Below are 24,362 nucleotides of genomic sequence, written 5' to 3' on the forward strand. Positions count from 1 at the left end.
AGCCCGCTCAGCCCTGGGCGAGCGTGGCGTAGGTGGCGCGGCCGATGGCCACCAGCGCACCCTGGTCGTTGTAGAGGTCCACGTCGGCCACGCCCACGCTGCGGCCGTTGCGGCGCACGCGGGCCACGGCGGTCAGCGCGGTGTTGACGGCGGGACGCAGGTAGTCGACGCGGAAGTTGATGGTCGGCAGGCCGCGGCCCAGCAGCATGCCGACGGCGAAATCGCCGACGGTGTCGATCACCGCGGCCAGCGGGCCGCCATGCCATTGGCCGCTGGCCGCGCCGCGCTCGAATTCCGGGCGCATGGGGGCCAGCACGGTCAGTTCTCCCTGTTCATGGTTCACGTCGCGCACCGACAGGCCGAGCCAGGCGATGAACGGCGAATCGTCGAACCTGGCCTGGATGGCCGCGGCGTCGAGGGTGGCAGCCGGAGCCAGCGCCTTCGGGTTCGCGCTCATGCCGACACCAGCACTTTGCCGACGATCTTGCGATCTTCCAGCGAGGCCAGCGCCTGGGCGCCTTGTTCCAGAGGCCACTTGCGGTCCACGTGGACGCGCAGCCGGCCGTCGCGCACCAGCGCCAGCAGCTCGTGCAGGTCCTCGCGTTCCCAGCCGTTGGAGCCGCGGATCTGCAGCTCGAAGGTCCAGATATAGCGCAGGTCTTCCTTGGGATCGAAGCCCGCGGTCGCGCCGCAGGTCAGCAGGCGGCCGCCCAGGCGCAGGCAGCGCAACGATTTGACCCAGGTGTCGCCGCCCGTGAAGTTGACCACCACGTCCACGCCGCCCGGCTTGCCGCTGCGGCGGCGCGACGGCTTGCCGAAGCGCTCCTGGACCGCCTTGAGGAAGTCTTCCTCGGTGTACAGAATGATGTGGTCGGCGCCCAGGGCGCGCAGCGTCTCGGCCTTTTCGGGGCTGCCGGCGCAGGCGATGACTTCGGCGCCAGCCAGCTTGGCCAATTGCACGGCGCACACGCCCACGCCGCCGCTGGCGCCCAGGATCAGCACCTTTTCGCCTGACTGCACCTGGCCGATGCGGTTCATCATGCGCAGGGCGGTGCCGTAGGCCACGGGCAGCGCCGCCGCCTGATCGAAGCTGACCTCGTCGGGCAGACGCAGCAGCTGGTGCGCCGGTACGCGGCACAGTTCGGCCAGGCCGCCATGAATCGTCTCGCCCACCAGGCCGCCATCGACCCGGTCTATCGGGTCCACCAGCACGCGGTCGCCCGCCTTCCAGTCGCGCACGTTGGCGCCGGTCTGCACCACTACGCCGGCCACGTCCAGGCCGATGATGACGGGAAAGGGCAATTTGATACCGGGCATGCCGCGGCGAGTGAACACGTCGTGGTAGTTCAGGGATGAGGCCCCGACGCGGATGACCACGTCGTCGGGACCGGCAACGGGATCGGGGAATTCGGTTTCCAGGCGCAGCTTGTCGGTGCCGCCGTGTTCACGCAAAACAATGGCTTTCATGGGTCTCTTGATGGATGGGTAGGGAAAGAATCACCACGCGGCCAGGCCGGCGATGGCCTGGTGCGTGATCTGCAGGCCGTGGGCCACGACATTGCGGCGCCAGACGCTGGACACGGGTACGAAGGCATCGACCAGATCCGCCCGCAACTGCGCATCGCGCGCGGCGTCGGGCGCGGCCGCGGACTTGAAACGCAGCCATTGGTCCAGCCTCAGGGCCGGCCGCATCTGCAGGCCGCGCGTGCCGAATTCGACGACTGCGCCGGCCAGCGGCCGCTGGCCCAACGCTTGCTGTACGCCACGGAACACCAGTCCCTGGTAGTCGGGACGGGCCAGGCCGTGCGGGCGCTGCCCCAGTACGCGATCCGCGCCCCACCAGGCCGCGGCTTGCGCCTGCTCGGCGCTGCCGTCGGGGTTGAAGCACAGGAAGAAGGGCTCGCCGTATTCGCCGATGCCGGTGTGCCAGTCGATGAAGGCCACCCGTTCGCTCGCGCCCAGGTGCTCGTCGACGATGCGGCGCAGCGTGCGGTTGGACCATTCGGGGCCGTTGCCGCCATAGACCAGGCCGTCCGGGTGCGTGTACTGGCCGCTGGCCGTGACGTTGAAGAGCGCGTCCGCGCCGTGCTCCTGGCGGAAGCGGTCCAGCGCCTCGGCGCCGGCGTCCAGCGCGGCCTCGGTCCAGTGCTGCGGGATCAGGTGCGGATGCAGGCTGGCATAGTGCGGGTTGGGCGGTGCGGCCCGGGTGTGGTCGATGAAATTGCGGTTCAGGTCGACATTGTTTTCGGTGGTGCGCGTGTCGTGCGCATAGCCGTAGGGATTCAACGCATGTACCAGCACCACGTTGACGTCGTCCGGCAAGGGCAGGCTGCCGTCCGCCTGCAGCCACGCGAGCTGCACCGCCGAGCCGGCCGCGCCTTCGAGGCCGTGGGTGCCGCTGATGGCCAGATGGGTGCGGGCGGCGCCGGGGCGGCCCAGCACCGCCACGTCTACGGTCAACGGCCGGCCCTGCGGGTCGCGCGCCGTGGGATGTTCGTGGCGCGAGAGCGCGGCGCCCCGCGCCGCGGCGGCGGCCACGAAGGCCTCGCGCGCTGTTGCGTAGTCGGCGGAAAAGCAGGTCCAGTAGTCGGGCAGGGGCTGGCCCATCATGCCTCCTGCACGAAGACTTGCAGTGCGCCGGCAGCATGCTCGGGCGCCACCGCCAGTTCGCCCTGCGCGTTGGTACGGTACGGGACCTCGTTGGCGTCGAGCCACGCGCGCGTCTGCCCGATATCGCGCACGCCGATGACCGATCCCGCGAACCAGCCGCCCTGGCTGCTGGCGGGCAGGCCAGCTGGCACGCGCACATGGGGGAAACGCTGCTCGAAGGCGGCGGGCGCGAGGAAGTCGATGCGCAGGCTGCCGCGCCGCACTTGCAGGCCTTGGTCAGGAAGCTCGCTGATGGCAATGGGGCCCAGCACGCGTTCATACGCGGCGCGCAGGGCGCGCGGCTCGGGATGCACGGCGATCAGCGACTCGATGCGGCGGGCGCCGTTGGCATGGCCCTGCCATTCGGGCCGGTAGACCAGATGGCGCGTGAGATGGCCGCAGGTGAAGAAGTCCGGCACCGCGAAGAGGCCCGCCGGAAACTGGGTGTTGTTCCAGGCCGCGTCCTCGCTGCCGGCGGGCAGGTGCACCGGACGGCCGCCGCGTTGCGGCGCTTCGGCGTCTATGCCCAGGCGGGCAAGCTCGGCGTGCACGGCGCTGCTGTCGGTGGTCTGCAGCGCGACGGAGACCGGGCCTTCATAGGCGTCGTCAAAGCCCGCAAAGCGCGACTGCTCGCGCAGCTCCGGCGGGAATGCCAGCAGCTCCAGGTAATTGGCGTCCAGGATCAGGGTCTGGTTGCGCGTGCCGCGATGGTGGCGGCCTTGCGGCGCCAGGACAAAGCCCAGCTTCTGGTATTGGGCGGTTGCGGCCTGCAGGTCATGCACCCGGATGATGTAGTGGTCCAGTCCGGTGACTGAGGGTATGGACATCGCGTTTCCTGAATTTGCTTGACGGAAGCGGGCAGTCTGGCCGAAGCGCAGGCGGGCCAGAACGATTGAATTCGCATGTGGATATTTGCTTTCTGTTCGCGCCAGGGGACAGGAGGCATCCGCATATTCATATCTGAAAGTCTTCTTTGCTCCTGGGCCAACCCGCAAGCAGCATGGTGGTCCGTTCAAAGCACATCCCTCTACAACGACATGACGACTCGCAAGACTCCGGGCGGCGCCCGCATCGCATTCTCCCTGGCGCTGGCCCTGGCCGCCGGCGCGGCGCAGGCCGACGCCACGCTGGAAAAGATCAAGGAACGCGGCACCATCACCATAGGCGTGCTGGCCAATGGCGGCGTGTTTGGTTCGCTGGACCCCGCGACGCAGCAGCTGGTGGGCTGGAACCCGGAGCTGGCGCGCGAGCTGGCCAAGGGCCTGGGCGTGAAAGCGGAATTGGTGCAGGTGCAGACCGCCACGCGTACGCAGTTCCTGATCTCCGGCAAGGTCGACCTGCTGATCGCGTCCATGGAGCTGAACCCGGAGCGCGCCGAGATCCTGGGCTATGCGCCGACGCCGTTCTTCCGCGTGGGCGGAACGGCTGCCACCCTGAAGACCAGCGGCATCGCCAAGTGGGAGGACCTGCGCGGCAAGCCGGTGTGCGTGTCCCAGGGCAGCAGCTTCGCGCGGCCCTTGTCAGCCGATTACGGCGCGGTGGTCAAGGGCTACAAGAGCTCGTCGGATTCGCTCCTGGCGCTGCGTGGCGGCCAGTGCGTCGCGGCCGTGCACGATTCGACTCTGATCCAGCCGTTGTTGCGCAGCAACCCGGAATGGAAGGACTACCACGCGCCCATCGCCAGCGAGGTGCTGCCGGCCAACTCGGTGGTCTGGACCCGCAAGGGCGAGGCCGACACCATCGCCGCCGTCGACAAGGTGGTGCAGGACTGGCATCGCACGGGCTGGCTGATCGCCACGGAAACTCGCCTGGGCATCGCACCGCCGCAGCCGCTATTGCAGGAACTGCACGCCAAGTACAAGCAGGGAAGCTGAGGCGGGCCGGCGCATGTTCGAATCGGCACTGCATGCCTGGGTCGGCCTTTTCAAGCCCCTAGGCCTGAACTACAGCTTCGTGTTGGACGCGAGTGAACTGTCCGCGTTCGGCCGCGGGCTGCTGGTCACGCTGCAACTATGCGCGTGGACCATACCAGTGAGCCTGGCGTTCGGCGTCCTGATCGCGGCGGGCCTGACCAGCGGCCGCGGCTGGCTGGCAAGGCCATTGCAGGCTTTTGTGGAAGTCACGCGCAACACGCCCACGCTGGTGCAGCTGTATTGCGCCTTCCTGGTGCTGAACATGCTGATCACGCAAAAGCTGGGCGGCGGCAGTCCGATAGCGCCGTTCGCCTGGGTGGTGATCGTGGTGGCGCTGCACAAGGGGGTGTTCCATGCCGAGGCTTTGCGCGCGGGTATCGAAGCGGTGCCCGCCGTAACCATGGAGGCGGCTCGTTCGCTGGCGTTCTCACGGCGCCAGATCCTGACCCAGGTGCAACTGCCGCTGGCGTTGCGCTTTGCCTTGCCGGCACTGGTCAACAACCTGGTGGACTTGGTGAAGATGACAGCGATTGCGTCGGCCATCGCGGTGGGCGACGTGACCTATGAGTCCATCATGATCTGGTCGTACCGCGACAACGTGTTGGAACTCTTGCTGCTCATCCTGCTGTACTTCGGCCTGCTGACCTGGCTGGTCGGTCTGGGCGGGAGATGGCTGGAAGAACGTTTGAGGATGCCTGGCTATGGCCAATGACCTGGTCCTGAACGCACAGGCCGCGGGGCGACGGCTGCCGCCGGCCTTGCGCGATCCCTGGCTTGTCGTATTGCTGGCGTTGGCGGCGCTGAACCTGGCGTGGGCGGCCACCAACTCGGCGCCCGCCGCCGTGCGGACGCTGTGGTATTGGTCGCCAGCCTTGCTACGCGGTTTGGCGATGAACGTCCAGATCAGCGTGCTGGCCATGGCGCTGGGTACGCTGGCCGGGCTGGTGGTGGGTGCGCTGTCGTTGTCGCCGTCGCGGCTGATGCGCCGCCTGACACGCGCCTACGTGCTGTTGTTCCGCAATGCGCCCATCCTGGTGTTGGTGTACTTCACCACCTACGTATTTCCCTTCGAGCTGAGGCTGGGCGGATGGAATCTGCCGTTTCCGGACTGGATCAAGGTGGTCATCGGCCTGGGCCTGCCGGCCAGCGCCAACGTGGCCGAGATCTTCCGCGGCGCGATCCAGTCCATCCCCAGCGCGCAATGGGAGGCCGCGCAATCGCTGGCGTTCCGCCGCGCGCAGATCTTCCGCATGATCGTATTGCCGCAGTGCCTGCGGCGGATGCTGCCGTCGTGGATGAACCTGTACGCCAGCATCACCATGAGCACGTCGCTGGCCTCGCTGGTGGGCGTGCACGATCTGGTGGACGCAGCCACGGTGGCCAGCAATACGGTGTCGCGCACCGACTTCACGATATTGGTCTACTTCACGCTATTGGCGCTTTTCTTCGCCTATTGCTACCCCATCGCGCGCTGGACGCGGTATCTGGAAAAACGCCATGAGCATTATTGAATTCGAGGCGCGCACAGCCGCCTCAAGGGGCGCGGCTACGCCGCCGCTGGTCAGCCTGCAGGACGTGCATCTGGCCTTTGGCCAGACGGAGGTGCTCAAGGGCATGGACGTCGAGGTGCGGCAGGGGCAGGCGGTGTCCATCATCGGACCGTCGGGATCGGGCAAGTCCACCATCCTGCGCTGCATTACCGGACTGCTGCGCCCACAGCGCGGCCGCATCGAGGTTGGCGGCGTGCGCGTGGACGCCTTGAAGACGGAAGCCGAGCTGATCGGCCTGCGCAAGCGCGTGGGCTTCGTGTTCCAGCAATACAACCTGTTCCCGCACCTGAGCGTGCTGGAGAACCTGACGATCTCTCCCATCAAGGTGGGCGGCGTACCGCGCGCGCAGGCCGAGAAGCGCGCGCGCGAGCTACTGGCCCAGGTGCGGATGGAGCACAAGCAGGACGCCTATCCCGGCGAACTGTCCGGCGGCCAGCAGCAACGCGTGGCGATCGCGCGCGCGCTGGCATTGCGGCCCGAGCTGATCCTGTTCGATGAAGTCACTTCCGCGCTGGACCCGGAGATGGTCGGCGAAGTGTTGGCCGTGATTCGCGAACTGGTGGAGGACGGCCTGACTTGCGTGCTGGTGACCCATGAGATGCGCTTTGCCGAAGAGATCAGCGACATTGTGTATTTCACCGAGGCCGGCCGGATCGTCGAGTCCGGGCCGCCGGCGCGCCTGTTCGGGGCGCCTGCCAGCGAGCGCACGCGCGCCTTTCTGCAACGGGCGGTCGGCGCGGCGCCCGTGCGCGAGCGGACTCCCGATCCCATACAGAGCTACCTGCATTTCGATCCGCTGCGCCTGGCGGTGTGAACCCTGATGGAGTTGCGCATGATTTTCATATCCCTGATTCCCATTTGTGGCGAGGTGACCGCATGAGCCTTGCAGACGCTCGCGTCCAGACCCGGCTGGTGCATGCCGGCGCGCCCGACCTGAAGCAGGGCGGCGGCCCGGTGAACGTGCCGGTGGTACGCACCAGCACCGTGCGCTTTGCCGACACGGCCGCGCAGGCGGCCCTGGGCCGGCAACGCGCGGCCGGGGAACGCGTGGCGACCTATGGACGCCATGGTCTGGACACCCATCAGGCGCTGGAAGAGGCTGTGACGTCGCTGGAAGGCGGCTACCGCACGCTGCTGGCACCCTCCGGGCTGTCAGCCATCGTGCTGGTGCTACTGGCGACCCTGGCGCCGGGCGAGCACGCCTTGGTGGCCGACAGTGTCTATTCGCCGGTGCGCAAGGTGGACCGCGCGCTGTTGCAGCGCTATGGGATCGAGGTGGAGTATTTTTCCGCAGCACGCGACGACCTCGCAGCGCTGATTCGTCCGAACACCCGCCTGCTATACCTGGAGTCGCCCAGCTCGCTCCTGTACGAAGTGCAGGACCTGCCTGCGCTGGCCGCGACGGCGCGGCGGCATGGCGTGCTGGTGGCGGCGGACAATACCTGGAGCGGCGGCCTGTATTATCAGCCGCTGGCGTTGGGCGCGCACATTTCGATTCAGGCGGCCACAAAGTACCTGGCGGGACACTCCGACGTGATGATGGGCGTGGTCACGGTCGATAGTCCGGAACTGGCCAGGCAACTGGGCGCGACCTACGACGCCCTGGGCCTGTCGGTGGGCGCGGACGATGCCTATCTGACCTTGCGCGGCCTGCGCACGTTGGATGTGCGGCTGGCGCGGCATCATGAAAACGCGTTGGTCGTGGCCGAATATCTGGCGCGGCACGAGGACGTCGCCAGAGTCTATTACCCAGCGTTGGCGCAGGACCCGGGCCATGCGTTGTGGCGGCGGGATTTCAGCGGCGCCAGCGGCCTGGTGTCGTTCGCGTTCCGCCATTCCGATGCCGCTGCCGGCGCGCGCTTCATCGATGCCTTGCGCTATTTCTCCATCGGCGCATCCTGGGGCGGCTACGAAAGCCTGGCGCTGGAGGCGGCGCCCGAGCGCCTGGCCGAGCACAGCCAGTGGCGGGATGGTCCGCAGACCCAATCCGTGGTGCGCCTGCACATCGGGCTGGAAAGCCCGCTGGACCTGGTGGACGACCTGGAGCGCGCATTCGCGGCAACACGCCAGGCCCTGCGGCGCAGCGCCTGAGGCATATGCAAATGAGCGGTTTTCTTTAGGGTTTCCGGCTATGTAGAAGCAACGTTTACCTCTTTGTCCGTCAGTACCCGCGACCACTAGAATTTGCCCTGTTCCATGATTGGCGGCAGGGCATGTCTACTATTCTTTCCATCGGTTCGGTGCAGCTTCCGTTTCTTGTCCAGCGGCAGGCAGCGGTACGCGAGTTCTATGGTCACATCATCGGCCTGGACGAAATGGCCAGGGCCGGCGGCCAGCGGCTGCTGTTCGCGCTGGGCGAAGCGACCTTGTCGCTGTCTCCCGTGGACGAAATCAGCAGGGAAGTGAAGCCCGATTACCTCGCGCTCAGGACCGGCGACTATGACGTCATCCTGGCGCGCCTGCGCCGGGCTGGACACCATCCGGTCTGCTCCTTGCCAGACGCCGAGCCGCGCGTGATGTACGTGAAAGATCCGTCCGGCAATCAGCTGGCATTCCTGGGCTGAGGCGCGCGATGAACTTCCAGCAATTGCGCTCCGTGCGCGAGGCCGTACGCCAGGACTTCAACCTGACCGACGTGTCCGAAAGCCTGCACACCTCGCAGCCCGGCGTCAGCCGTCAGATCCGCGAACTCGAGGAAGAGGTGGGCGTCGACATCTTCGTGCGCTCGGGCAAGCGGCTGATCGGCCTGACCCCGCCCGGCGAGCTTATCCTGCCCTTGGTCGAGCAGATCCTGCAATGCGCCGATAATATCCGCCATGCCGGCGCGGAGTACGCCGACAGCCGGACGGGCGTGCTGTCCATAGCGGCCACCCATTCGCAGGCGCGCTACGCCTTGCCGCCCGTCATCAAGGAGTTCCGCGAACGCTATCCCGAAGTGGTGCTGCATCTGCATCAAGGTTCGCCCAAGCAGGTGTCGGAGATGCTGCTGGAAGGCGAGGCCGACATCGGCGTGGCGACGGAAGCGGTGGCCGATTATCCTGGGCTCGTCAACCTGCCTTGCTACCGTTGGAGCCACAGCATCATCGTGCCTCGCGGCCATCCTCTGGAACGGCAGCAGGACGGGGTGACGCTGTCGCAGCTGTCGCGCCATCCCCTCATCACCTATGGGCGGGGCTACACGGGCCGGGCGCATATCGACGAGGCCTTCGCGCGAGCCGGCATCACACCCGACATCGTCATGACGGCGATGGACGCGGATGTGATCAAGACCTATGTGGAGCTGGGGCTGGGCTTGGGCATCGTGGCCTCGGTGGCCTGGGACGCCGAGCGCGACACGCGCCTGTGCGCCATCGACGCCCGCCACCTGTTCGAGATCAACCTGACGCGGCTGGCGATACGGCGCGGCGCATGGCTGCGCGGTTACGCTTTTCACTTTATCGAGATGTTCGTGCCGACTTTGACGCGCGAGATCGTCGAACGCGAGCTCAAGGGCGAAGGCTGAGGCAAGCGGCGCAGGGACAGTCGTCCCGCGCATATCCATAGTTGCATCGCTTCGTTCCCGCCGCGGCGCCGCGCACGTAGGCTGACTTTTTCTTCCACACGGAATTCAGGGCCATCCCATGAGTACATCTGCACCGCTGTCCGCAACCGCGAGCATCCACAACGAACGCGCACGGGCCGTGCGCGAGTTCATCGCCCATGCACGGCGGCTGGCGCCCGATGCCGCCAGCGTCACGCGCGAACAACTGGCCGAAGTGGCAACGCTGCTGGAAGCGCTGGGCCGCCGCCGCGAACTGTTCCCGGCCGAAGCGTTCGCCTTGGTCCCGGGCAGGCCGAACGCCATCTACCGGCTGGCGGAGGACCTGGACGGCGGCCATGCCCTTTACCTGTCGCTGGGCGCGCCGGGCAAGGCCCAGCCGCCGCACGACCACACCACCTGGGCCATCATCGCCGGCGTGCAGGGCAATGAGCGCAATGAGGTCTATGCGCGCGAGCGCAGCGCCGATCCGCTGCGCGATGTGCTGACCCACGTCCAGCGCGTGGATGTGCAGCCGGGCAGCTCCATCGTGCTGGGGCCGGCGGACGTACACACCATCGAACTGGTAGGTGACGAGCCTGGCGCGCACCTGCATTTCTATGGCCTGGCGCTGGACCGCCTGCATGGCCGTGTGGTGTTCGAAAGCACGGCGGGCGGCACCTACCGCACATTCTCGCCGCCTGCGGCGATCTATCATGCGCGTATTTCCACGCAGGCGCTGCAGGACGAACTGCGCGGCGCGGGCGAGATCGCCTTGCTGGACGTGCGCGAGGCGGGCCGTCATGCGCGCCGCCATCTGCTGCACGCCGTGCCAGCGCCCTTGTGGCGCCTGGAACTGCTGATCGACAAGCTGGCGCCGCGCCGCGATGCGCGCATCGTGCTGGTGGATGATGACGAGACGCTGGCACACCAGGCCGCGGCCAAGCTGACGCGCCTGGGCTGGAGCGATATTTCGGTGCTGGCGGGCGGGACGGACGCCTGGGAGCGGGAGGGGCGGGAGTTGTTCTCCGGCACCAACGTGCCCAGCAAGGCGTTCGGCGAAGTCATCGAGCATGAGAAGCGCACACCCTGGATCGACGTCGACGAACTCGATGCGCGCGTGGCGCGCGGTGACGACATCGTGGTGGTCGACAGCCGCACGCCGGAGGAATTCCATAACTTCACGCTGCCCTTCGCGCACAGTCTGCCTGGGGCGGAACTGGTCTATCGAATCCGCGAGCTGGCGCCGGACCCGGCTACCTTTGTGGTGGTGAACTGTGCGGGACGCACGCGCAGCATCGTCGGCGCGCAAACGTTGATCGACGCCGGCATACCCAACCGTGTCGCGTCGTTGCGCAACGGCACCATGGAGTGGCTGCTGTCGGGCCGCGAGCTGGCCCATGGCAGGCATGCGGCGCTGCCTGAGCCGGACGGCCAGACCTTGACTGCGGCCCGCCAACAGGCGGCCGGCGTCGCGCGCCTAGCAGGCGTCGCGCACATCGATACCGCCGCCTTGCTGGCATTCGAGGCGGAGCAGGACGTGCGCACGCTTTACAAGTTCGATGTGCGCACCCGCGAGGAGTACGAGACCGGCCATCTGGAGGGCTGGCGCTGGGCGCCCGGCGGCCAACTGGTGCAGGCCACGGACGAGTACCTGGCCACGCGCCGCGCCCGCGTGGTGCTGGCGGATTGGGACGGCGTGCGCGCCTTGACCACCAGCGCCTGGCTGGCCCAGCTGGGCGCGGTGGAGGTCTATCTGTACCGACCGCCGGCATCGGCCGCGTTGCAGAGCGGGCCGGAGCCGCGGCGGGTGCTGCGCCACCGGCCTGACGCCGGCGGTTTGCGGCCGCAAGCCTTGCGGGCCGCGTTGGAAAGCGGCCAGGCCGTGCTGTTCGACGTCGATGCACGGGTTGCGTACGAACGCGGCCACGTGCCGGGCTCCCGATACTCGGCGCCCGACCGCCTGGCCGAGTTCCTCCCCGAAGACCGGGACCGGACCATCGTGCTGACTTCCGCCGACGGCGTGCTGGCAAGCGTCGTGGCGGCCGAGCTGGCGTGGCGCAGCCAGCGGCCGGTGCGCTACCTGCTGGGAGGCACCCGCGCCTGGAAGGAACAGGGCCTTGAACTGGCCCGTGGCGGGCAAGGCGTGCTGACGGGGGACGACGACCAGAGCGTCAGCCCTTATCTGTTGGACGACCTGGCCGCGCGGGATCAGGGCTTCCGCGACTATCTGGACTGGGAGCTGGGACTGGTGGCGCAGCTGGAGCGCGAAGGCAGCCAGGAGTTTCGGTTGATCGCGCGGGAGTGACCGGAGCGGCCAGCGGGCCCCGGCTTCAGCGTGCAGTGCCTTTGATCGCGGCCATCAGGTCATCCGGGTGCGCCATCAGTTCGCGCGCCTGGCATAGCGTCGGGTACTGCTGCAGCACGCCGGTCCATTGCGCCGATTGCAGCAGCTGTTGCCAGACCGGCTCCAAGGTATCGGGGGCTGCGTCCAGGCCCTGCGCCAGCAGACCGGCATATTCCAGGCTGGGCGGCGCGGACAGCAGCTGCATGCGGCTGGCGGCGCTGAGCAGGCGCGGGATCGCGTCTGCCGGGCCATCGCAGACATAGAGCACGGTGGTATCGAGCCGCTGGCCTTCGGCCGGCAACGCCCGCAGCGCCGCGCCGCGCAGGGGGAACCGGCCCTGGCGCGTACTGAAGGCGTAGTCGGTCCGCGGATCGGCTTGCGCCAGCAGGCGCAGCCCGCGCAACAGGCGCGGGAAGTCGGTGGCGGCTGCGTCGGCCGAGGCCTTGGCTTCGAGAAGCAGGCACAGGTCCCAGGCCGGCGGCCCGCCATCGCCTTCCGCCTGGCGCAGCAGCGCGGCATCCCATTCGGTCTTGGCGCGGTCGGCGTTGGCGGGCATCGAAGGCGGTACGCGCATGGACGACACGGCCTGGTAGGCTGGGCTGCCATCGGCGTCGTTGAGGCGGCGTGCCAGGGCCTGGAGCGCTTGCAGCGCTTGCGCCTCGACGGCGTCGCCGCGCAACCGCGAGGCGTTGCCTTCGGCCAGGGCGCTGGCGCTGCCCGGGCGCGGGCCTTGCTGTTCCCACAAGGCGCGGTAGCGGCGCACGTCGCTGTCGGCCGTCAGGACGTCCAGGCGTTGCAGATGATCCAGCGCGGGGCTGGCGAGCAGACGGTCGAGAGCGGCAGAGGCCGGCTGGGCTTCGGCGGACAAACCAAGAAGCCGGCGCGCGGCATCGGGCAGCGCCGTCCAGGAGTCGGATGCCGCCGCAGCCTGCAAGGCGGCCATGGCGTCGCGCGCGGGGCCTGCCGGCATGCGTTCAAGCTTGGCGGGATGGGCGACTGCGTTGGCGGCGGCAATGATCTCGCGGCGGTCCTGGGCTGCGCGCGCGGCCAGGGAGGCATACTCGCGCACGAGCGGCAGGCGGTGCCGCAGCAGCATGGCCTGGAATGCCGGATCGCCGTCGGACTCGCGCATGGCGTCGCGGATCAGGCGCGCCAGGGCGTCGAGAAAGGCTCGCTCGACCGCGGCCGGCGGCGCGGCGCCATCTTCGACCGACTGGCGCGCCTGTTCGATGGCGACGGCCAGAGCGGTCGCGGGCGGGGCGTCTTCCGTGGGGATGCGGGAAATGGCCGGCACGCGATAGCGCCGGGCGGTGCGGCGCAGGATGGCGTCGAGCAGGGATAGGGAGGGCGGCTGGGGCATGGCGCCCCAAGCCTACCGCGATGCCGCCGGCGCGGCAAACGCACCGCGCCCTGGCCGGCAGCGGCTTCTTACTTGAACAGCGCGGCGTTTTCCTGCAAGGCGGTGTCGGCGCATTGCGCGTCCAGGTTGCCGCCGGGTGCGCCCGCCACGCCGATGGCGCCGATCACGGCCGAACCGGCCTTCACGGGCACGCCGCCGCCCAGCACCAGGAAGCCCGGAATGTCGGTCAGGGTGGCTGCGGCGGGATTCTTCTGGACGTTTTCCAGCATCGTCAGCGTCGGGGTCTTGGCGGACGCGGCTGTAAACGCTTTCGCACGGCTGGCTTCGATGGTGTGCGGGCCGGCATTGTCGGCGCGGGCGAAGGCCTTGAGCAGGCCGGCGCGGTCCACGACCGAGGCGCTCACGTTGTAGCCCTTGGCCTGGCAGGCGGCGACGGTGGCCGTCGCCAGCTTCTGCGCGTCGGCCATGGACAGGTTGCTCTCGTTGAGCACGGCGGCGTTGGCGGCGCCGGCGCAGGCGAACAGGGCGGCGAAAGCGATGAATTTGGGCGACATGTCTGTGTCCTTAGTGGGTCGGTGACAGGAACAGACAGATTAAAGATGACAGCCGATCGGCGGTATTCGGTCGGCTACGCTGGGGCCTCCGTAGGGCTACGGAGGGAGGCTGCGCAAGGCTGCCCGCCGCGTCGACAGCCTTCAGGCCAGCAGCCCTGCGTATTCGCGGATCAGTCCGGCCAGGTTGTCCGCTTCCAGCTTGGCGAAGACGTTGGCGCGGTAGGTCTCCACCGTGCGCGGCGACAGGTCGAATTCGCGCGCGATCTCCTTATTGCTCAGGCCTTGCACGACGCGTTCCAGCACATCGCGTTCGCGGCCGGAAAGCTTGTCCAGCCGTTCCTGCGCGGCCTGCGTCACGGCGAGTTTTTCGCGGCTGGCGATGTGGGTGCGCACGGCGGCCTGCACGGCGTCCAGGAAGACGTCGTCGTCCACGGGCTTTTGCAGGAATTCCATGGCGCCACCCTTGAACGCGCGGCGGCACAGGTCCACGTTGGCGTGGCCGGTCAGCATGACCACGGGCAGGTCCGATTGCTCGGCCAGCCGGCTCAGCACGTCCAGGCCGCTGATGCCGGGCATGCGGATGTCCAGGACCACGCAGCCGATGGCCTGCGGGTGCAACCGGGCCAGGAAGGCCTGCGGGTCGCCATGGCCCTCGCTGCGCAGGCCGACGCTGCGCAGCAGCAGCGCCAGGCCGTCGCGCACGGCGTCGTCGTCATCGACCAGATAGACCAGCGGGGATTGTTCGAACATGGGAGATTCCTGCGTCATCATGCGGCGGCGGCGGCGCGCGGCAGGCTGACCGTGAAGCAGGCGCCTGCCGGGCTGAGATTGCGCGCGGCGATGCGGCCGTCCATGGAGCCGGCCAGCGTGTCGCACAGCGCCAGGCCCAGGCCCATGCCTTGTGGCCGCGTGGTGTAGAAGGGAGCGAACAGGCGCGGCAGCGCGTCGGCGGCGATGCCGGGGCCGGTGTCGCTGACGCTGAACAGGTAGGCGTCGCCATCGGCGCGGCCTTCCAGCAAGATCTGGCGCGGTCCGGGAACGTCGGCCAGCGCATCGGCGGCGTTCTGCACCAGATTGTGCAGGATCTGCTCCAGGGCCACGCGGTCGCCGAGCGGCCGCACGCCTGGGCTGGCGTTGTGCCAGCTCAGCCGTATGCCTAGCCGGGCCAGTTCCGTTTCGCGCAGAAAGCGCAGCGACGCCACCAAGGCGTCGGGGTCCAGCGCCTCGCGCCGGGCGGGCGAGCTGGGCTGCACCAGGGCGCGCATGCGGCTGATGATTTCGGCCGCGCGCTTGGCCTGTTCGGCGCTGGCCAATAGCGCGTGGCGCACGGCGGGGCGTTCCTCTTCGTCGTCCAGCAGCCGCTCGGCGGCGCGGGTCTGGGCCAGGATGGCGGTCAGCGGCTGGTTCAGTTCATGGGCGATGCCGGCGGCCATTTCGCCCAGCGTGCTCAGGCGCGCCATGGCGCCCAGGCGCAGTTGTTCCTGGTGGCGGCGGGCCTGGGCGCGCGAGCGCTGCCACGCCGCGGCGCCGGCCACCAGCAGCGCGCTGGCCAGGCCCCAGGCGAGCCAGGTGGCCCAGGGCCAGGCGCCGGGCGTCAGCGTGCGCGTGCTGCGCATCTGGAAGGGTTGGCTGGCCGCGCCCAGCGGCTTTTGCAGGGCCAGCGGCCAGCCGAGGCTGCCGGCGTCGGGCTGCTTGTCCAGCAGCCGCAGCGGGGTCTGGTCCACCGTCAGGGTGAGGTTGGCAAGGCCGGGAGGAAAGTCGGCCGCGGGTATCAGCTGGCTGGCGTCCAGCAGCAGGCTCCAGCCCGAGGGCGCCACCAGCCAGTAGCGGGCGCTGTCCACTGGCAGCGTCACCGGCCGGCCCAGGCCGCGCGCGCGGTCGACGGCGGCGGCAAGGCCCGGAGGTTCCGCCACGCTGCCGCTCCAGGCGCCGCCGGGCAGGTAGCCCAGCCCCAGCAGTTGGGGCATGGCCGGCCGCAGGCTGGGGTAGAGGCGTTCCGGAGCGGGGGGATGGGAAAGGGCGGCCAGCGTCGCCAGCACGGCTTCATGCTGCACCGTTTTTTGGCTCAGCATGCGCTGCGCCACGCTGGTGCTCTGGGTGAAGCGTTCGTACTGGTCCACATAGTCCTGCCGCCCGATCCAGAGGGCGCCGAAGGTGAACAGGACCAGCCAGCAGAAGAAGGCGCGAGCGCGCGATAGGGGATTCACGCCTGAAATTATGCCTTGCGGCCAACGCGGGCAGGAATCCGTAGGGCTACGGAGGGTTGGCGTTCAGGCCGCCAGTCGCTGGGCGTCCGGGTCCGGCGACTGCGAGCTGGCCGCGAGCGCGATCTGGTACAGCGCCGCCACCAGGTCAGATTGCGTCACCAGTCCGACCAGGTTGCGCGCTTCGTCCAGCACCGGCACGCAATGCAGGCTGTCCGACATGGGGCGGGCCAGTTCGATGACGGGCAGGCCCGGGGTGGCGAAGGGCACTTCGCTGCGCATGCAATCGGCCACCAGCAGGTCGGGCGCGGCATCCGCATCGACGGCGACGGCAGCCAGCCGGGTCCGGCGCGCCAGCACGTCGCCCTGGCTGACCATGCCGGCGTAGCGGCCGGCCGAATCCAGCACCGGCAATGCCTGCAGGCGATGCTTGTCGAACAGGCGCACGGTGTAGTCCAGCGGGTCCTGGGCCTGTACCGTGACTACGTCGCGCGACATGATGTCGGCGCAATGCACGTCGCCGAAGCGGCGCACGCTGGCGCGCATTTCCGCGGCCAGGACGATTTCTTCCAGGTCTTCCTTGCTGATGTCCAGCAGCTCGCCGCGCTGCGTGAGCGCGTCGTCCAGGTCGGCCAGGCTGAAGCCCAGGCGAGCGCTGGGTGCGAGGTCGCGGGTGTTGTGGCCGGCGGCCGGGTCGGCGTGGCGGCGCGGATAATTGCGCTTGAGCGCGCCATTGAAGACCACGGCGATGCACAGCAGGATGGCGGAGTTCAGCGCCACGGGCCAGAGCGCAAAGCCGTAGCCCAGGCTGGCGACCGCGGGGCCGCCCAGCACGGCGGTCAGCGCCACTGCGCCGCTGGGCGGATGCAGGCAGCGCAAAGAGAACATGGCGCCAATGGCCAGCGCCACCGCCACGGCGGCAGCCACGCCGGGCACAGGGATGAACTGGGCGCAGAAGACGCCGATCAGGGCCGATACCAGATTGCCGGCCATGATGGACCAGGGTTGGGCGAGCGGACTGGCTGGGGCGGCGAACAGCAGCACGGCGGACGCGCCCATGGGGGCGATGAACCAGGGGCTGGCGTCGCCCAGCGCGTGGCGGCCCACCCATTCCGTGCAGAACAGGCCAAGCAGCGCGCCCAGCACGCCGTAGAGCTTCTCGCGTCCGTTGACGCCCACCGGCGCTGGCGCGAACGAGCCCAGCCAGCGCTTGATTGCTACACCCAAAACGATCTCCTCGCGCATCGATATGTCGCGGGGCGACAATTTATCACGCGAGGCAAAGCTGCGCTGCATAAGCTTATGCAGCAGGGCGTGGATCAGGCGTTGCCGGAGTCGTCGCCGATGCGGGTCAGCAGGCGCGTCAGCAGCGGGCGCATGGCGCGTAGTTCTTCCAGGTGCGAGGCCGAGAGGTCTTCGAGCATGCGCTCGGCCTTCGCGGTCAGCACGACCTCTACGCGGCGGCCGTCCTCGGGGTCCGCCTCGCGGCTGACCAGATCCAGGCGCGCCAGCCGGCCCACCAGTTCGGCGGCGGTGTGGGGCCGGATCAGGAGGCGTTCGGCGATTTCGCCCACGTACAGGCCGCGGCGGCCAGGGACGTTCTTGCGCGTGCCCTTGATGGCGAGCAGGGCCTGGTGCTGCTGCGGCATCAGGTCCAGTCCGGCGGCGGCGTTTTCGCTGAAGGCGGCAAAGCGGCGCAGCGCATAGCGGAAGTCGGCCAGGAGCTCGTAGTCCGTGGCGGTCAGCTGGGGTGGGGGCGAGGGCGGTTTCACCTGGGCGATTCTAATATATGTCGTGATACGATATATATGACATTTCGCAAATCCCTGCGCAATTCTTCCCGTCTTCGAACATGCCTCCCACTTCTTCCTCCGCCCGGGCCGCGCTGCGCCTGGGCGACTTCACCACGGACAAACGCGTGGTCCTGCTCATGGGCCTGGCCATCCCGGTCGGCCTGGCCAGCGTAGCCGCGGCCTGGGCCCTGCTGCGGCTGATCGCGCTGTGCACCAATCTGGCGTACCACCAGCAGTTCTCCTTCAAGGACCAGCCCATCACGACAGGCCACCTGGGCCTGGCTTCAGTCGCCATTCCGGTGGTGGGCTGCCTCATCATCGGCTTCATGGCGCGCTACGGTTCGGAAAAGATCCGCGGCCACGGGATTCCGGAGGCGATGGAAGCCATCCTGATCGGCAAGAGTCGCATCCAGCCCAAGGTGGCGGTGTTGAAGCCCGTGTCTTCCGCCATCTCCATCGGCACGGGCGGCCCGTTCGGGGCCGAAGGCCCGATCATCATGACGGGCGGCGCCATCGGCTCGCTGCTGGCGCAGACCATCCACCTGGACGACGGCGAACGCAAGACCCTGCTGGTGGCCGGCGCGGCCGCGGGCATGACGGCCATCTTTGCCACGCCCTTGGCGGCGGTGCTGTTGGCGGTTGAGCTGCTGCTGTTCGAATGGAAGCCGCGCAGCTTCCTGCCGGTGGCGATGGCGGCGCTGGTGGCGGCGGCCACGCGCGCCTTCGTGCTGGATGGCGGACCGATATTCGCGTATTCGGGTTCGCTGGGGTTCACGCCCGCGCATCTGCTGGCCTGCGCCGCCGTGGGCGTGCTGGCCGGGCTGGGATCGGGCGTGCTGACCTCCATGGTCTATGCGGCCGAGGACCTGTTCGAGAAACTGCCGCTGCACTGGATGTGGTGGCCGGCCTTCGGCGGCCTGGTGATCGGCCTGGGCGGCTTGATCGAGCCGGCGGCGCTGGGCGTCGGCTACGACAACATCCGCCATCTGTTGGCGGGCGACCTGGCGTTCCAGGCCGTGCTGCTGCTTTTGGCGGTCAAGGTCATCATCTGGTCCGTCGCGCTGGGGTCGGGGACCTCGGGCGGGGTGCTGGCGCCGTTGTTGATATTCGGCGGCGCGTTGGGCGCATTGGCCACGCCGTTGCTGCCGCAGGCCGATCCGGGTTTCTGGGCGCTGCTGGGCATGGCCGCGATGATGGGCGGCACCATGCGCGCGCCTCTGACCGCGACCCTGTTCGCGGTGGAGCTGACCGGCGACATGGGCGCGCTGCTGCCGGTGCTGGCGGCCTGCGTGTTCGCGTATGGGATGACGGTGCTGCTGCTCAAGCGTTCCATCCTGACCGAGAAGATCGCGCGGCGTGGCCATCACATCAGCCGCGAGTACCGCGTGGATCCCTTCGACTTGCTGCGGGTCAGCCAGGTGATGACCACGCCGGTTCAGACGCTGCCGGCCGATTGGACAGTGGCGCAGGCCATCGCCCACTTCACGACGGCGCAGCCGGTGCACACCAGCTATCCGGTGCTGGATGCCGCAGGCGCGGTGGTGGGCGAAGTCACGCGCGCCGATACCCTGGCCTGGGCCATCGACGACGAGCAGACCGGGCGCACGCTGGGCGAAGCTTTGCAAGGCCGCGACCTGGTGTACGGCCATCCCGAGGAACTGGCCAGCCAGATCGCCGACCGCATGGCGCTGACCGGCGCCGGCCGCATACCCATCCTGGACCGGGCCAACGGCCGGCTGGTGGGCATCGTGGGGCGCAAGGACCTGTTCCGCTCGCGCGCGCGGCGGCTGCGCGAGGAAAGCCAGCGCACGGCGTATTTCCGCCGCACGCCTTCAGCGGGCGGGTGAGGCGCGCAACTCCCACAGCACGTCCAGCACGTGCCGGGTGGCTTGCTCCACCTGCCCGGCGCGGTGCGCGATGCCCAGCGGACGCCAAAGGGCCGGCCGCAGCGCGCGCATCTCGATGCGCGGATCCGGCTGCGGCGCGGTGGCCTCGTGCGGCAGCAGCGTGGCGCCGTAGCCCGCGGCCACCAGGCTCTTGATGGCGTCGTTGTAATTCAGCTGGATGCGGGCGCGCGGGTTCAGGCCGGCGGCGGCGAACCATTCGCCCGTCAGACGCGACAGTCTTGTGCTGGCGTCGTTCAAGATCAGCGGCCGTTCGGCCAGCCAGGCCGGCGTCAGGCGCGCGGGCGCTTTCCAGCTGGCGGGAAGGAAGGCCATGACCGGGTCGCGCCGCCAGGGGCGCAGCACCAGGCCTTCCAGCGGCGGCTGGGGCAGGGCCACCAGGCCCACGTCCAGCGAACCGTCGGCCAGGCGCAGCAAGGTTTCCTGCGAAGTCAGCACGGCCACCTGCACGTCGATGCCGGGATGGTTGCGCCCCAGCGTTTCCAGGGCCTGCGGCAACAAATGGGCGATGGCGCCGGTGGAGGCGCCCAGCCGCACGCGCCCGGACAAGCCCTGCACCTGCCGCTGCACGTCGTCCAGCGCCTGGTCGGCATCGGCCAGCAGGCGGCGCGCGCGTTCCAGCAGGGTTTCGCCGATGGCGGTGGGGCGGACCTGGCCGCGCTTGCGCGTGAGCAGCGGCGCGCCAATGCGTTCCTCCAGGTCGGCCACATGCAGGCTGACGGTGGGCGGGGCCAGATGCAGCGCGCGCGCCGCGTCGGCGAACGAGCCCAGGTCGGCAATGGCAACCAGGGTGCGCAGGCGGTCCAGGCTGATTTCACGCATGGCGGTGTCGTTCAGGAAAGCTGAATTGGATAGTCATGATATTCGACTTTTGTTATCTGCCAGTCCAGCCGATGATGGAGTCCTGCGCCCGGAACCCCTTCCGGCGCGCCTTTGATCCAGGACGCAAGCGCCATGACCCAACCTCTAGTTTTCATCGACGGCGACCAGGGCACCACCGGCCTGCAGATCCATGAACGCCTGCATGGGCGCACGGACCTGCGGCTGCTGACGCTGCCCGAGGCGGAACGCAAGGACCCGCAACGCCGCGCGCAGGCGATCAACGGCTGCGACATCGCCATTCTCTGCCTGCCGGACGAACCGGCGCGTCAGGCTGCCGCGTCCATCGTCAATCCCGCGGTACGGGTGATAGACGCCAGTTCCGCCCACCGCACGACGCCGGGCTGGGTCTATGGCTTTCCGGAAATGAACGCGGAGCAGGCCGGACTGATCGCCCAGGCGCTGCGGGTCAGCAACCCGGGTTGTTATCCCACGGGCGCGGTCGCGTTGCTGGGTCCGCTGGTGCGGGCCGGGCTGGTGCCGGCCGACTATCCGGTGGTGGTGCACGCGGTATCAGGCTATTCGGGCGGCGGGCGCGCGGCGGTGGACACCTACGAAGCCGCGGACGGCGCGCCGGGACCGGCGTTCCAGCTCTACGGCCTGGGCCTGGCGCACAAGCACACGCCCGAGATCGAGCGGCATGCGGGCCTGACGCAGCGGCCGGTGTTCGTGCCGGCCTACGGCGCGTATCGCCAGGGCATCGTCCTGACCGTGCCGCTGCAGTTGCGCCTGCTGCCGGCGGGCGTCGACATGGAACGCCTGCACGCCTGCCTGCAGCAGCATTACGAGGGCGCGCGCCACGTGCAGGTCGTGGCCCCGCAGGACGCGGCCGCCCATACGCACCTGGATCCGCAGGCGCTCAATGGCACCAACGACCTGCGCCTGGCCGTGTACGGCAATGCGCAGCACGGCCAGGTGTTGCTGACGGCGGTCTTCGACAACCTGGGCAAGGGCGCGTCGGGCGCGGCGGTGCAGAACCTGGACCTGATGCTGGCCGCGCTGAAATAACCACCATGGCCCTGGGCTGCCGCAACGGCCCGCGCTGGCTCAGGCCGTAGCCCGGTCCGCCAGCGTCTCCACCACCAGGCGGCGCAGCCAGACGGTGCCCGGATCGCTTTCGAAGCGCGCGTGCCAATGCACCGTCACGGACAGCGGCGGCAGCGCGATGGGCAGCGGGCGTATCTGGAACGCGTCGTCGTGGTTGAACCAGATCGCGGCCCGCAGCGGCAGGGTCATGGTGAGATCGGTGCGCCGCACGATCTCGGCGGCCGCCGAGAAATGCGGCAAGGTCAGATATGGCCTGCGCGGCAGGCCGGCCTCGCTCAGCACATCGTCCAGCAAGCGGTGGGCGCTGGCTCGCGAGGCCACCAGGATGTGGTCCAGGCGCTTGTATTGGCTACGGGTGAGGCCCGCCGACAACACCGGATGGCCGCGCCTGCCCATGCAGGTGTAGCGTTCGCTGAACAGTTCCGCGTGGCAGGTCTCGCTGCCCAGCCCGGCCAGGTTGCCGATGGCGAGATCGACCTCGCCGTCTTTCAGCGCCTGCGGCAGCCGTTCCAGCGGGATCTCCAATACTTCCACCTGCAGACGCGGCGCCAGGGCGTGCACGCGTTCCATCAATGACGGCAGGAACACCATTTCACCGATATCGGACATGGACAGGCGAAAGCGCCGGGTGCTGCTTGCGGGCTCGAAGCGCTGCCGCAGGTTGACCGCTTCCGCAAAGCTGTTCATGCCGCGCTCTATGGGGTCGGCCAGGGCAAACGCGACCGGCGTGGGCTGCATGCCGGACGCCGTGCGCGCGAACAGGGGGTCGTCGAATTTTTCGCGCAAGCGCGCCAGCGCGTAGCTCACGGCGGGCTGCGTCAGGTTCAGGCGCTGCGCCGCGCGCGTGACGCTGCGTTCCTGCAGCACGGTCAGGAAAACCCGCATGAGGTTCAGATCGAAGTCCACGCATGCCTCTCATATCAGCTTGATTTATAAGATAAATAATATCCATAAATTTGACATATAAATAGTTGATTCCTAGACTAATTTCATAAGGCTGGGGCAACGCTTGCCGATGGCCGCAACACAGGGGAAGCACCGCCATGCATGCGTTGACACTGCCGTCGTTGTTGCTGGAGCAGGGCGCCCGATGGGGCGAGCGCACATGGGTGCAGGCGCCAGGCGGCGCACTGCGCTACGGCGATGCTCCCGGGCATGCAGCGGACTGGGCCGCGCGCCTGGCTTCGGCCGGCGTCGCCCGGGGCGACCGGGTCGGGCTGATGGCCGGCAACCGGCATGAATTCCTGTCCATCGTGCTGGGCTGCGGCTGGCTGGGGGCGGTGGTTGTGCCCATCAACACGGCGTCGCGCGGCATGCAGTTGCAGCACATCCTCGCCAACAGCGGTTGCCGCTTGCTGGTGGCCGACGCCGCGTGCTGTCCCGCGCTGGCTGCACTGGACATGCAGCCCCTGGCCTTGAAGCGCATCTGGCTGCTGGACGGCTACGCCGACGCGCTGCCGGTGCAAGCGTACCCGCCTCCTCCCGCACCGGACACGCCGCTGCCGCCGGCAGCCGACCTCGGGCCGGGAGATACGCTGGCCATCCTGTACACCTCGGGCACGTCAGGCCTGTCCAAAGGCGTGTGCTGTCCGCACGCGCAGTTCTACTGGTGGGGCAGGATCGCCGCGCGCAACCTGGAAATCGCCGAGAGCGACGTGCTCTACACGAGCCTGCCGCTGTTCCATACCAATGCCCTGAACGCCTGCTTCCAGGCGCTGGTCACGGGCGCGACCATCATCTGCGACGAGCGCTTCTCGGCCAGTCGATATTTCGACCGGCTGGAGGCCACGGGCGCCACGGTGACCTATCTGCTGGGCGCCATGGTGCCCATGCTGCTGGCGCAGCCGCCTGCCGCAGCCGAACGGCGTCAGCGCGCGCGGATTGCGCTGGCGCCCGGGGTGCCCGAACGCTTCCATGCGGCATTCGCCGAACGCACGGGCATCGCGCTGCTGGAAGGCTACGGCTCGACGGAAACCAACTTCGCGCTGGGCGGCACGCTGGACGAGCAGCGGCCGGGCACGATGGGGCGCGTCGCGCCCGAATTCGATGCGATGGCGGCTGACGAGCACGACGCGGCGGTGCCAGACGGCACGCCGGGCGAATTGCTGTTGCGCTCGCACATCCCATACGCCATCGCCACCGGCTATTTCGGCATGGACGACAAGACGGTGGAAGCCTGGCGCAATCTCTGGTTCCACACGGGCGACCGGGTGGTGCGCGATGCGGACGGCTATTTCTGCTTCCTGGACCGTACGAAGGACGCCATCCGCCGACGCGGCGAGAACATTTCCTCGTACGAGGTGGAGCAGGTGCTGCTGGCGCATCCGGCGGTTGCCGCCGTGGCGGTCTACGCGGTGCGTTCCGATCTGGCGGAAGACGAGGTCATGGCGGCGCTGGTCTACAAGACCGGGCAGGCTATCGCGCCCGAGACGCTGTTGGACTTCTGCCAGCCCCGTATGCCGTATTTCGCCGTACCGCGCTATCTGCGCGTACTGGACGATTTGCCGCGCACCGAGAACGGCAAGATCCGCAAGTTCCGCTTGCGGGACGAGGGCATTACCGGCGACGCCTGGGACCGCGACGCCGCCGGCTATCGCGTGGCGCGCTGAGCGTCATCAATCCATTCAAACAGACTAGGGGCGGCA

At 68.6% G+C, this 24,362-nt stretch carries 22 protein-coding genes and 1 pseudogene; 11 read left to right on the forward strand and 12 right to left on the reverse strand.

From position 1 onward, the window contains the following. Positions 1-7 precede the first annotated feature (7 nt). From IB258_RS02315 to IB258_RS02330, 4 genes are read right to left on the reverse strand one after another with little or no spacing between them, the layout of a single operon-like run. Positions 8-457, reverse strand: a complete 450-nt coding sequence (locus IB258_RS02315) for a PaaI family thioesterase (RefSeq protein ID WP_054454625.1) — start codon at positions 455-457, stop codon at positions 8-10. Continuing rightward, positions 454-1,467 (reverse strand): zinc-binding dehydrogenase, encoded by a 1,014-nt coding sequence (locus IB258_RS02320; RefSeq protein ID WP_192352064.1) that lies wholly within the window; start codon positions 1,465-1,467, stop codon positions 454-456. The genes IB258_RS02315 and IB258_RS02320 overlap by 4 nt, the downstream gene beginning before the upstream one ends. A gap of 30 nt (positions 1,468-1,497) precedes the next feature. After that, complete coding sequence (locus IB258_RS02325) at positions 1,498-2,607, reverse strand: DUF2817 domain-containing protein (protein ID WP_192352065.1); 1,110 nt, start codon at positions 2,605-2,607, stop codon at positions 1,498-1,500. After that, positions 2,607-3,476, reverse strand: a complete 870-nt coding sequence (locus tag IB258_RS02330) for a VOC family protein (protein WP_119451532.1) — start codon at positions 3,474-3,476, stop codon at positions 2,607-2,609. The genes IB258_RS02325 and IB258_RS02330 overlap by 1 nt, the downstream gene beginning before the upstream one ends. 210 nt (positions 3,477-3,686) lie before the next feature. Between IB258_RS02330 and IB258_RS02335 the strand changes: the two genes are divergently transcribed. The 8 genes from IB258_RS02335 to IB258_RS02370 all read left to right on the forward strand — a co-directional run bounded on the left by IB258_RS02335 (position 3,687) and on the right by IB258_RS02370 (position 11,937). Further along, on the forward strand, positions 3,687-4,523 hold the full coding sequence (locus tag IB258_RS02335; RefSeq protein ID WP_175160718.1) for a transporter substrate-binding domain-containing protein: 837 nt from the start codon (positions 3,687-3,689) through the stop codon (positions 4,521-4,523). Positions 4,524-4,536: 13 nt separating this feature from the next. Continuing rightward, the gene (locus tag IB258_RS02340; protein WP_192352066.1) at positions 4,537-5,274 is read left to right on the forward strand and encodes an amino acid ABC transporter permease; all 738 of its coding nucleotides are present in this window, start codon (positions 4,537-4,539) and stop codon (positions 5,272-5,274) included. Beyond that, positions 5,264-6,073, forward strand: coding sequence for an amino acid ABC transporter permease (locus IB258_RS02345; RefSeq protein WP_175160722.1), 810 nt, complete (start codon positions 5,264-5,266; stop codon positions 6,071-6,073). Before IB258_RS02340 ends, IB258_RS02345 begins: the two co-directional genes overlap by 11 nt. Beyond that, on the forward strand, positions 6,060-6,926 hold the full coding sequence (locus IB258_RS02350) for an amino acid ABC transporter ATP-binding protein (protein ID WP_175213314.1): 867 nt from the start codon (positions 6,060-6,062) through the stop codon (positions 6,924-6,926). The genes IB258_RS02345 and IB258_RS02350 overlap by 14 nt, the downstream gene beginning before the upstream one ends. Positions 6,927-6,988: 62 nt before the next feature. Continuing rightward, on the forward strand, positions 6,989-8,203 hold the full coding sequence (gene metC / locus IB258_RS02355; protein WP_175160724.1) for a cystathionine beta-lyase: 1,215 nt from the start codon (positions 6,989-6,991) through the stop codon (positions 8,201-8,203). 122 nt (positions 8,204-8,325) lie between these two features. Further along, complete coding sequence (locus IB258_RS02360; protein WP_192352067.1) at positions 8,326-8,676, forward strand: VOC family protein; 351 nt, start codon at positions 8,326-8,328, stop codon at positions 8,674-8,676. Between the two features lie 8 nt (positions 8,677-8,684). Next, positions 8,685-9,614 carry a CysB family HTH-type transcriptional regulator gene (locus IB258_RS02365; protein ID WP_054454609.1) on the forward strand — a complete coding sequence of 310 codons (930 nt, stop codon included), beginning with the start codon at positions 8,685-8,687 and terminating at the stop codon, positions 9,612-9,614. A gap of 118 nt (positions 9,615-9,732) precedes the next feature. Further along, the gene (locus tag IB258_RS02370; RefSeq protein ID WP_192352068.1) at positions 9,733-11,937 is read left to right on the forward strand and encodes a rhodanese-like domain-containing protein; all 2,205 of its coding nucleotides are present in this window, start codon (positions 9,733-9,735) and stop codon (positions 11,935-11,937) included. 25 nt (positions 11,938-11,962) lie between these two features. Here the strand turns inward: IB258_RS02370 and IB258_RS02375 are convergent, their stop codons facing one another. The 6 genes from IB258_RS02375 to IB258_RS02400 form a co-directional block, all read right to left on the reverse strand. Beyond that, a complete protein-coding gene (locus IB258_RS02375; protein ID WP_192352069.1) occupies positions 11,963-13,336 on the reverse strand; it encodes a 3-deoxy-D-arabino-heptulosonate 7-phosphate synthase in 1,374 nt (457 codons plus the stop codon). A gap of 68 nt (positions 13,337-13,404) precedes the next feature. Continuing rightward, entirely contained in the window at positions 13,405-13,890 is a 486-nt protein-coding gene (locus tag IB258_RS02380) for a heme-binding protein (RefSeq protein WP_054454605.1), read from the reverse strand. A 141-nt stretch (positions 13,891-14,031) separates the two neighbouring features. Beyond that, positions 14,032-14,640: a response regulator transcription factor gene (locus IB258_RS02385; protein ID WP_119451527.1), complete on the reverse strand. Its 609-nt coding sequence runs from the start codon at positions 14,638-14,640 to the stop codon at positions 14,032-14,034. A gap of 17 nt (positions 14,641-14,657) precedes the next feature. Beyond that, positions 14,658-16,097, reverse strand: coding sequence for an ATP-binding protein (locus tag IB258_RS02390; protein WP_192352070.1), 1,440 nt, complete (start codon positions 16,095-16,097; stop codon positions 14,658-14,660). A gap of 63 nt (positions 16,098-16,160) precedes the next feature. After that, positions 16,161-17,321, reverse strand: coding sequence for an HPP family protein (locus IB258_RS02395; protein ID WP_370539803.1), 1,161 nt, complete (start codon positions 17,319-17,321; stop codon positions 16,161-16,163). Between the two features lie 92 nt (positions 17,322-17,413). Then, positions 17,414-17,866: a MarR family winged helix-turn-helix transcriptional regulator gene (locus IB258_RS02400; RefSeq protein ID WP_054454602.1), complete on the reverse strand. Its 453-nt coding sequence runs from the start codon at positions 17,864-17,866 to the stop codon at positions 17,414-17,416. A gap of 80 nt (positions 17,867-17,946) precedes the next feature. Between IB258_RS02400 and IB258_RS02405 the strand changes: the two genes are divergently transcribed. Then, on the forward strand, positions 17,947-19,734 hold the full coding sequence (locus IB258_RS02405; protein ID WP_192352071.1) for a chloride channel protein: 1,788 nt from the start codon (positions 17,947-17,949) through the stop codon (positions 19,732-19,734). Here IB258_RS02405 and IB258_RS02410 read toward each other — a convergent pair. After that, entirely contained in the window at positions 19,720-20,613 is an 894-nt protein-coding gene (locus tag IB258_RS02410; RefSeq protein WP_119451524.1) for a LysR family transcriptional regulator, read from the reverse strand. The two genes, IB258_RS02405 and IB258_RS02410, sit on opposite strands and share 15 nt — an antisense overlap. A gap of 132 nt (positions 20,614-20,745) precedes the next feature. On the opposite strand from IB258_RS02410, the gene argC reads away from it, so the two are divergent. After that, on the forward strand, positions 20,746-21,678 hold the full coding sequence (argC, locus tag IB258_RS02415) for an N-acetyl-gamma-glutamyl-phosphate reductase (protein WP_192327711.1): 933 nt from the start codon (positions 20,746-20,748) through the stop codon (positions 21,676-21,678). A gap of 39 nt (positions 21,679-21,717) precedes the next feature. On the opposite strand, the gene IB258_RS02420 is transcribed toward argC, so the two are convergent. Then, positions 21,718-22,623 carry a LysR family transcriptional regulator gene (locus IB258_RS02420; protein ID WP_254593287.1) on the reverse strand — a complete coding sequence of 302 codons (906 nt, stop codon included), beginning with the start codon at positions 22,621-22,623 and terminating at the stop codon, positions 21,718-21,720. A gap of 122 nt (positions 22,624-22,745) precedes the next feature. Here IB258_RS02420 and IB258_RS02425 point away from each other — a divergent pair. Continuing rightward, a pseudogene (locus tag IB258_RS02425) lies at positions 22,746-24,326 on the forward strand (ATP-dependent acyl-CoA ligase); the annotation flags it as partial. Between the last annotated feature and the right edge of the window lie 36 nt (positions 24,327-24,362).

This window comes from Achromobacter sp. ACM02 (assembly GCF_014851605.1).
Lineage (GTDB): Bacteria > Pseudomonadota > Gammaproteobacteria > Burkholderiales > Burkholderiaceae_B > Achromobacter > Achromobacter aegrifaciens.

Bases quoted from the DNA above. Each gene is read 5' to 3' on its own strand.
- IB258_RS02315 (WP_054454625.1), bottom strand. From the start codon at position 457: ATGAGCGCGAACCCGAAGGCGCTGGCTCCGGCTGCCACCCTCGACGCC.
- IB258_RS02320 (WP_192352064.1), bottom strand. From the start codon at position 1,467: ATGAAAGCCATTGTTTTGCGTGAACACGGCGGCACCGACAAGCTGCGC.
- IB258_RS02325 (WP_192352065.1), bottom strand. From the start codon at position 2,607: ATGGGCCAGCCCCTGCCCGACTACTGGACCTGCTTTTCCGCCGACTAC.
- IB258_RS02330 (WP_119451532.1), bottom strand. From the start codon at position 3,476: ATGTCCATACCCTCAGTCACCGGACTGGACCACTACATCATCCGGGTG.
- IB258_RS02335 (WP_175160718.1), top strand. From the start codon at position 3,687: ATGACGACTCGCAAGACTCCGGGCGGCGCCCGCATCGCATTCTCCCTG.
- IB258_RS02340 (WP_192352066.1), top strand. From the start codon at position 4,537: ATGTTCGAATCGGCACTGCATGCCTGGGTCGGCCTTTTCAAGCCCCTA.
- IB258_RS02345 (WP_175160722.1), top strand. From the start codon at position 5,264: ATGGCCAATGACCTGGTCCTGAACGCACAGGCCGCGGGGCGACGGCTG.
- IB258_RS02350 (WP_175213314.1), top strand. From the start codon at position 6,060: ATGAGCATTATTGAATTCGAGGCGCGCACAGCCGCCTCAAGGGGCGCG.
- metC (WP_175160724.1), top strand. From the start codon at position 6,989: ATGAGCCTTGCAGACGCTCGCGTCCAGACCCGGCTGGTGCATGCCGGC.
- IB258_RS02360 (WP_192352067.1), top strand. From the start codon at position 8,326: ATGTCTACTATTCTTTCCATCGGTTCGGTGCAGCTTCCGTTTCTTGTC.
- IB258_RS02365 (WP_054454609.1), top strand. From the start codon at position 8,685: ATGAACTTCCAGCAATTGCGCTCCGTGCGCGAGGCCGTACGCCAGGAC.
- IB258_RS02370 (WP_192352068.1), top strand. From the start codon at position 9,733: ATGAGTACATCTGCACCGCTGTCCGCAACCGCGAGCATCCACAACGAA.
- IB258_RS02375 (WP_192352069.1), bottom strand. From the start codon at position 13,336: ATGCCCCAGCCGCCCTCCCTATCCCTGCTCGACGCCATCCTGCGCCGC.
- IB258_RS02380 (WP_054454605.1), bottom strand. From the start codon at position 13,890: ATGTCGCCCAAATTCATCGCTTTCGCCGCCCTGTTCGCCTGCGCCGGC.
- IB258_RS02385 (WP_119451527.1), bottom strand. From the start codon at position 14,640: ATGTTCGAACAATCCCCGCTGGTCTATCTGGTCGATGACGACGACGCC.
- IB258_RS02405 (WP_192352071.1), top strand. From the start codon at position 17,947: ATGCCTCCCACTTCTTCCTCCGCCCGGGCCGCGCTGCGCCTGGGCGAC.
- IB258_RS02410 (WP_119451524.1), bottom strand. From the start codon at position 20,613: ATGCGTGAAATCAGCCTGGACCGCCTGCGCACCCTGGTTGCCATTGCC.
- argC (WP_192327711.1), top strand. From the start codon at position 20,746: ATGACCCAACCTCTAGTTTTCATCGACGGCGACCAGGGCACCACCGGC.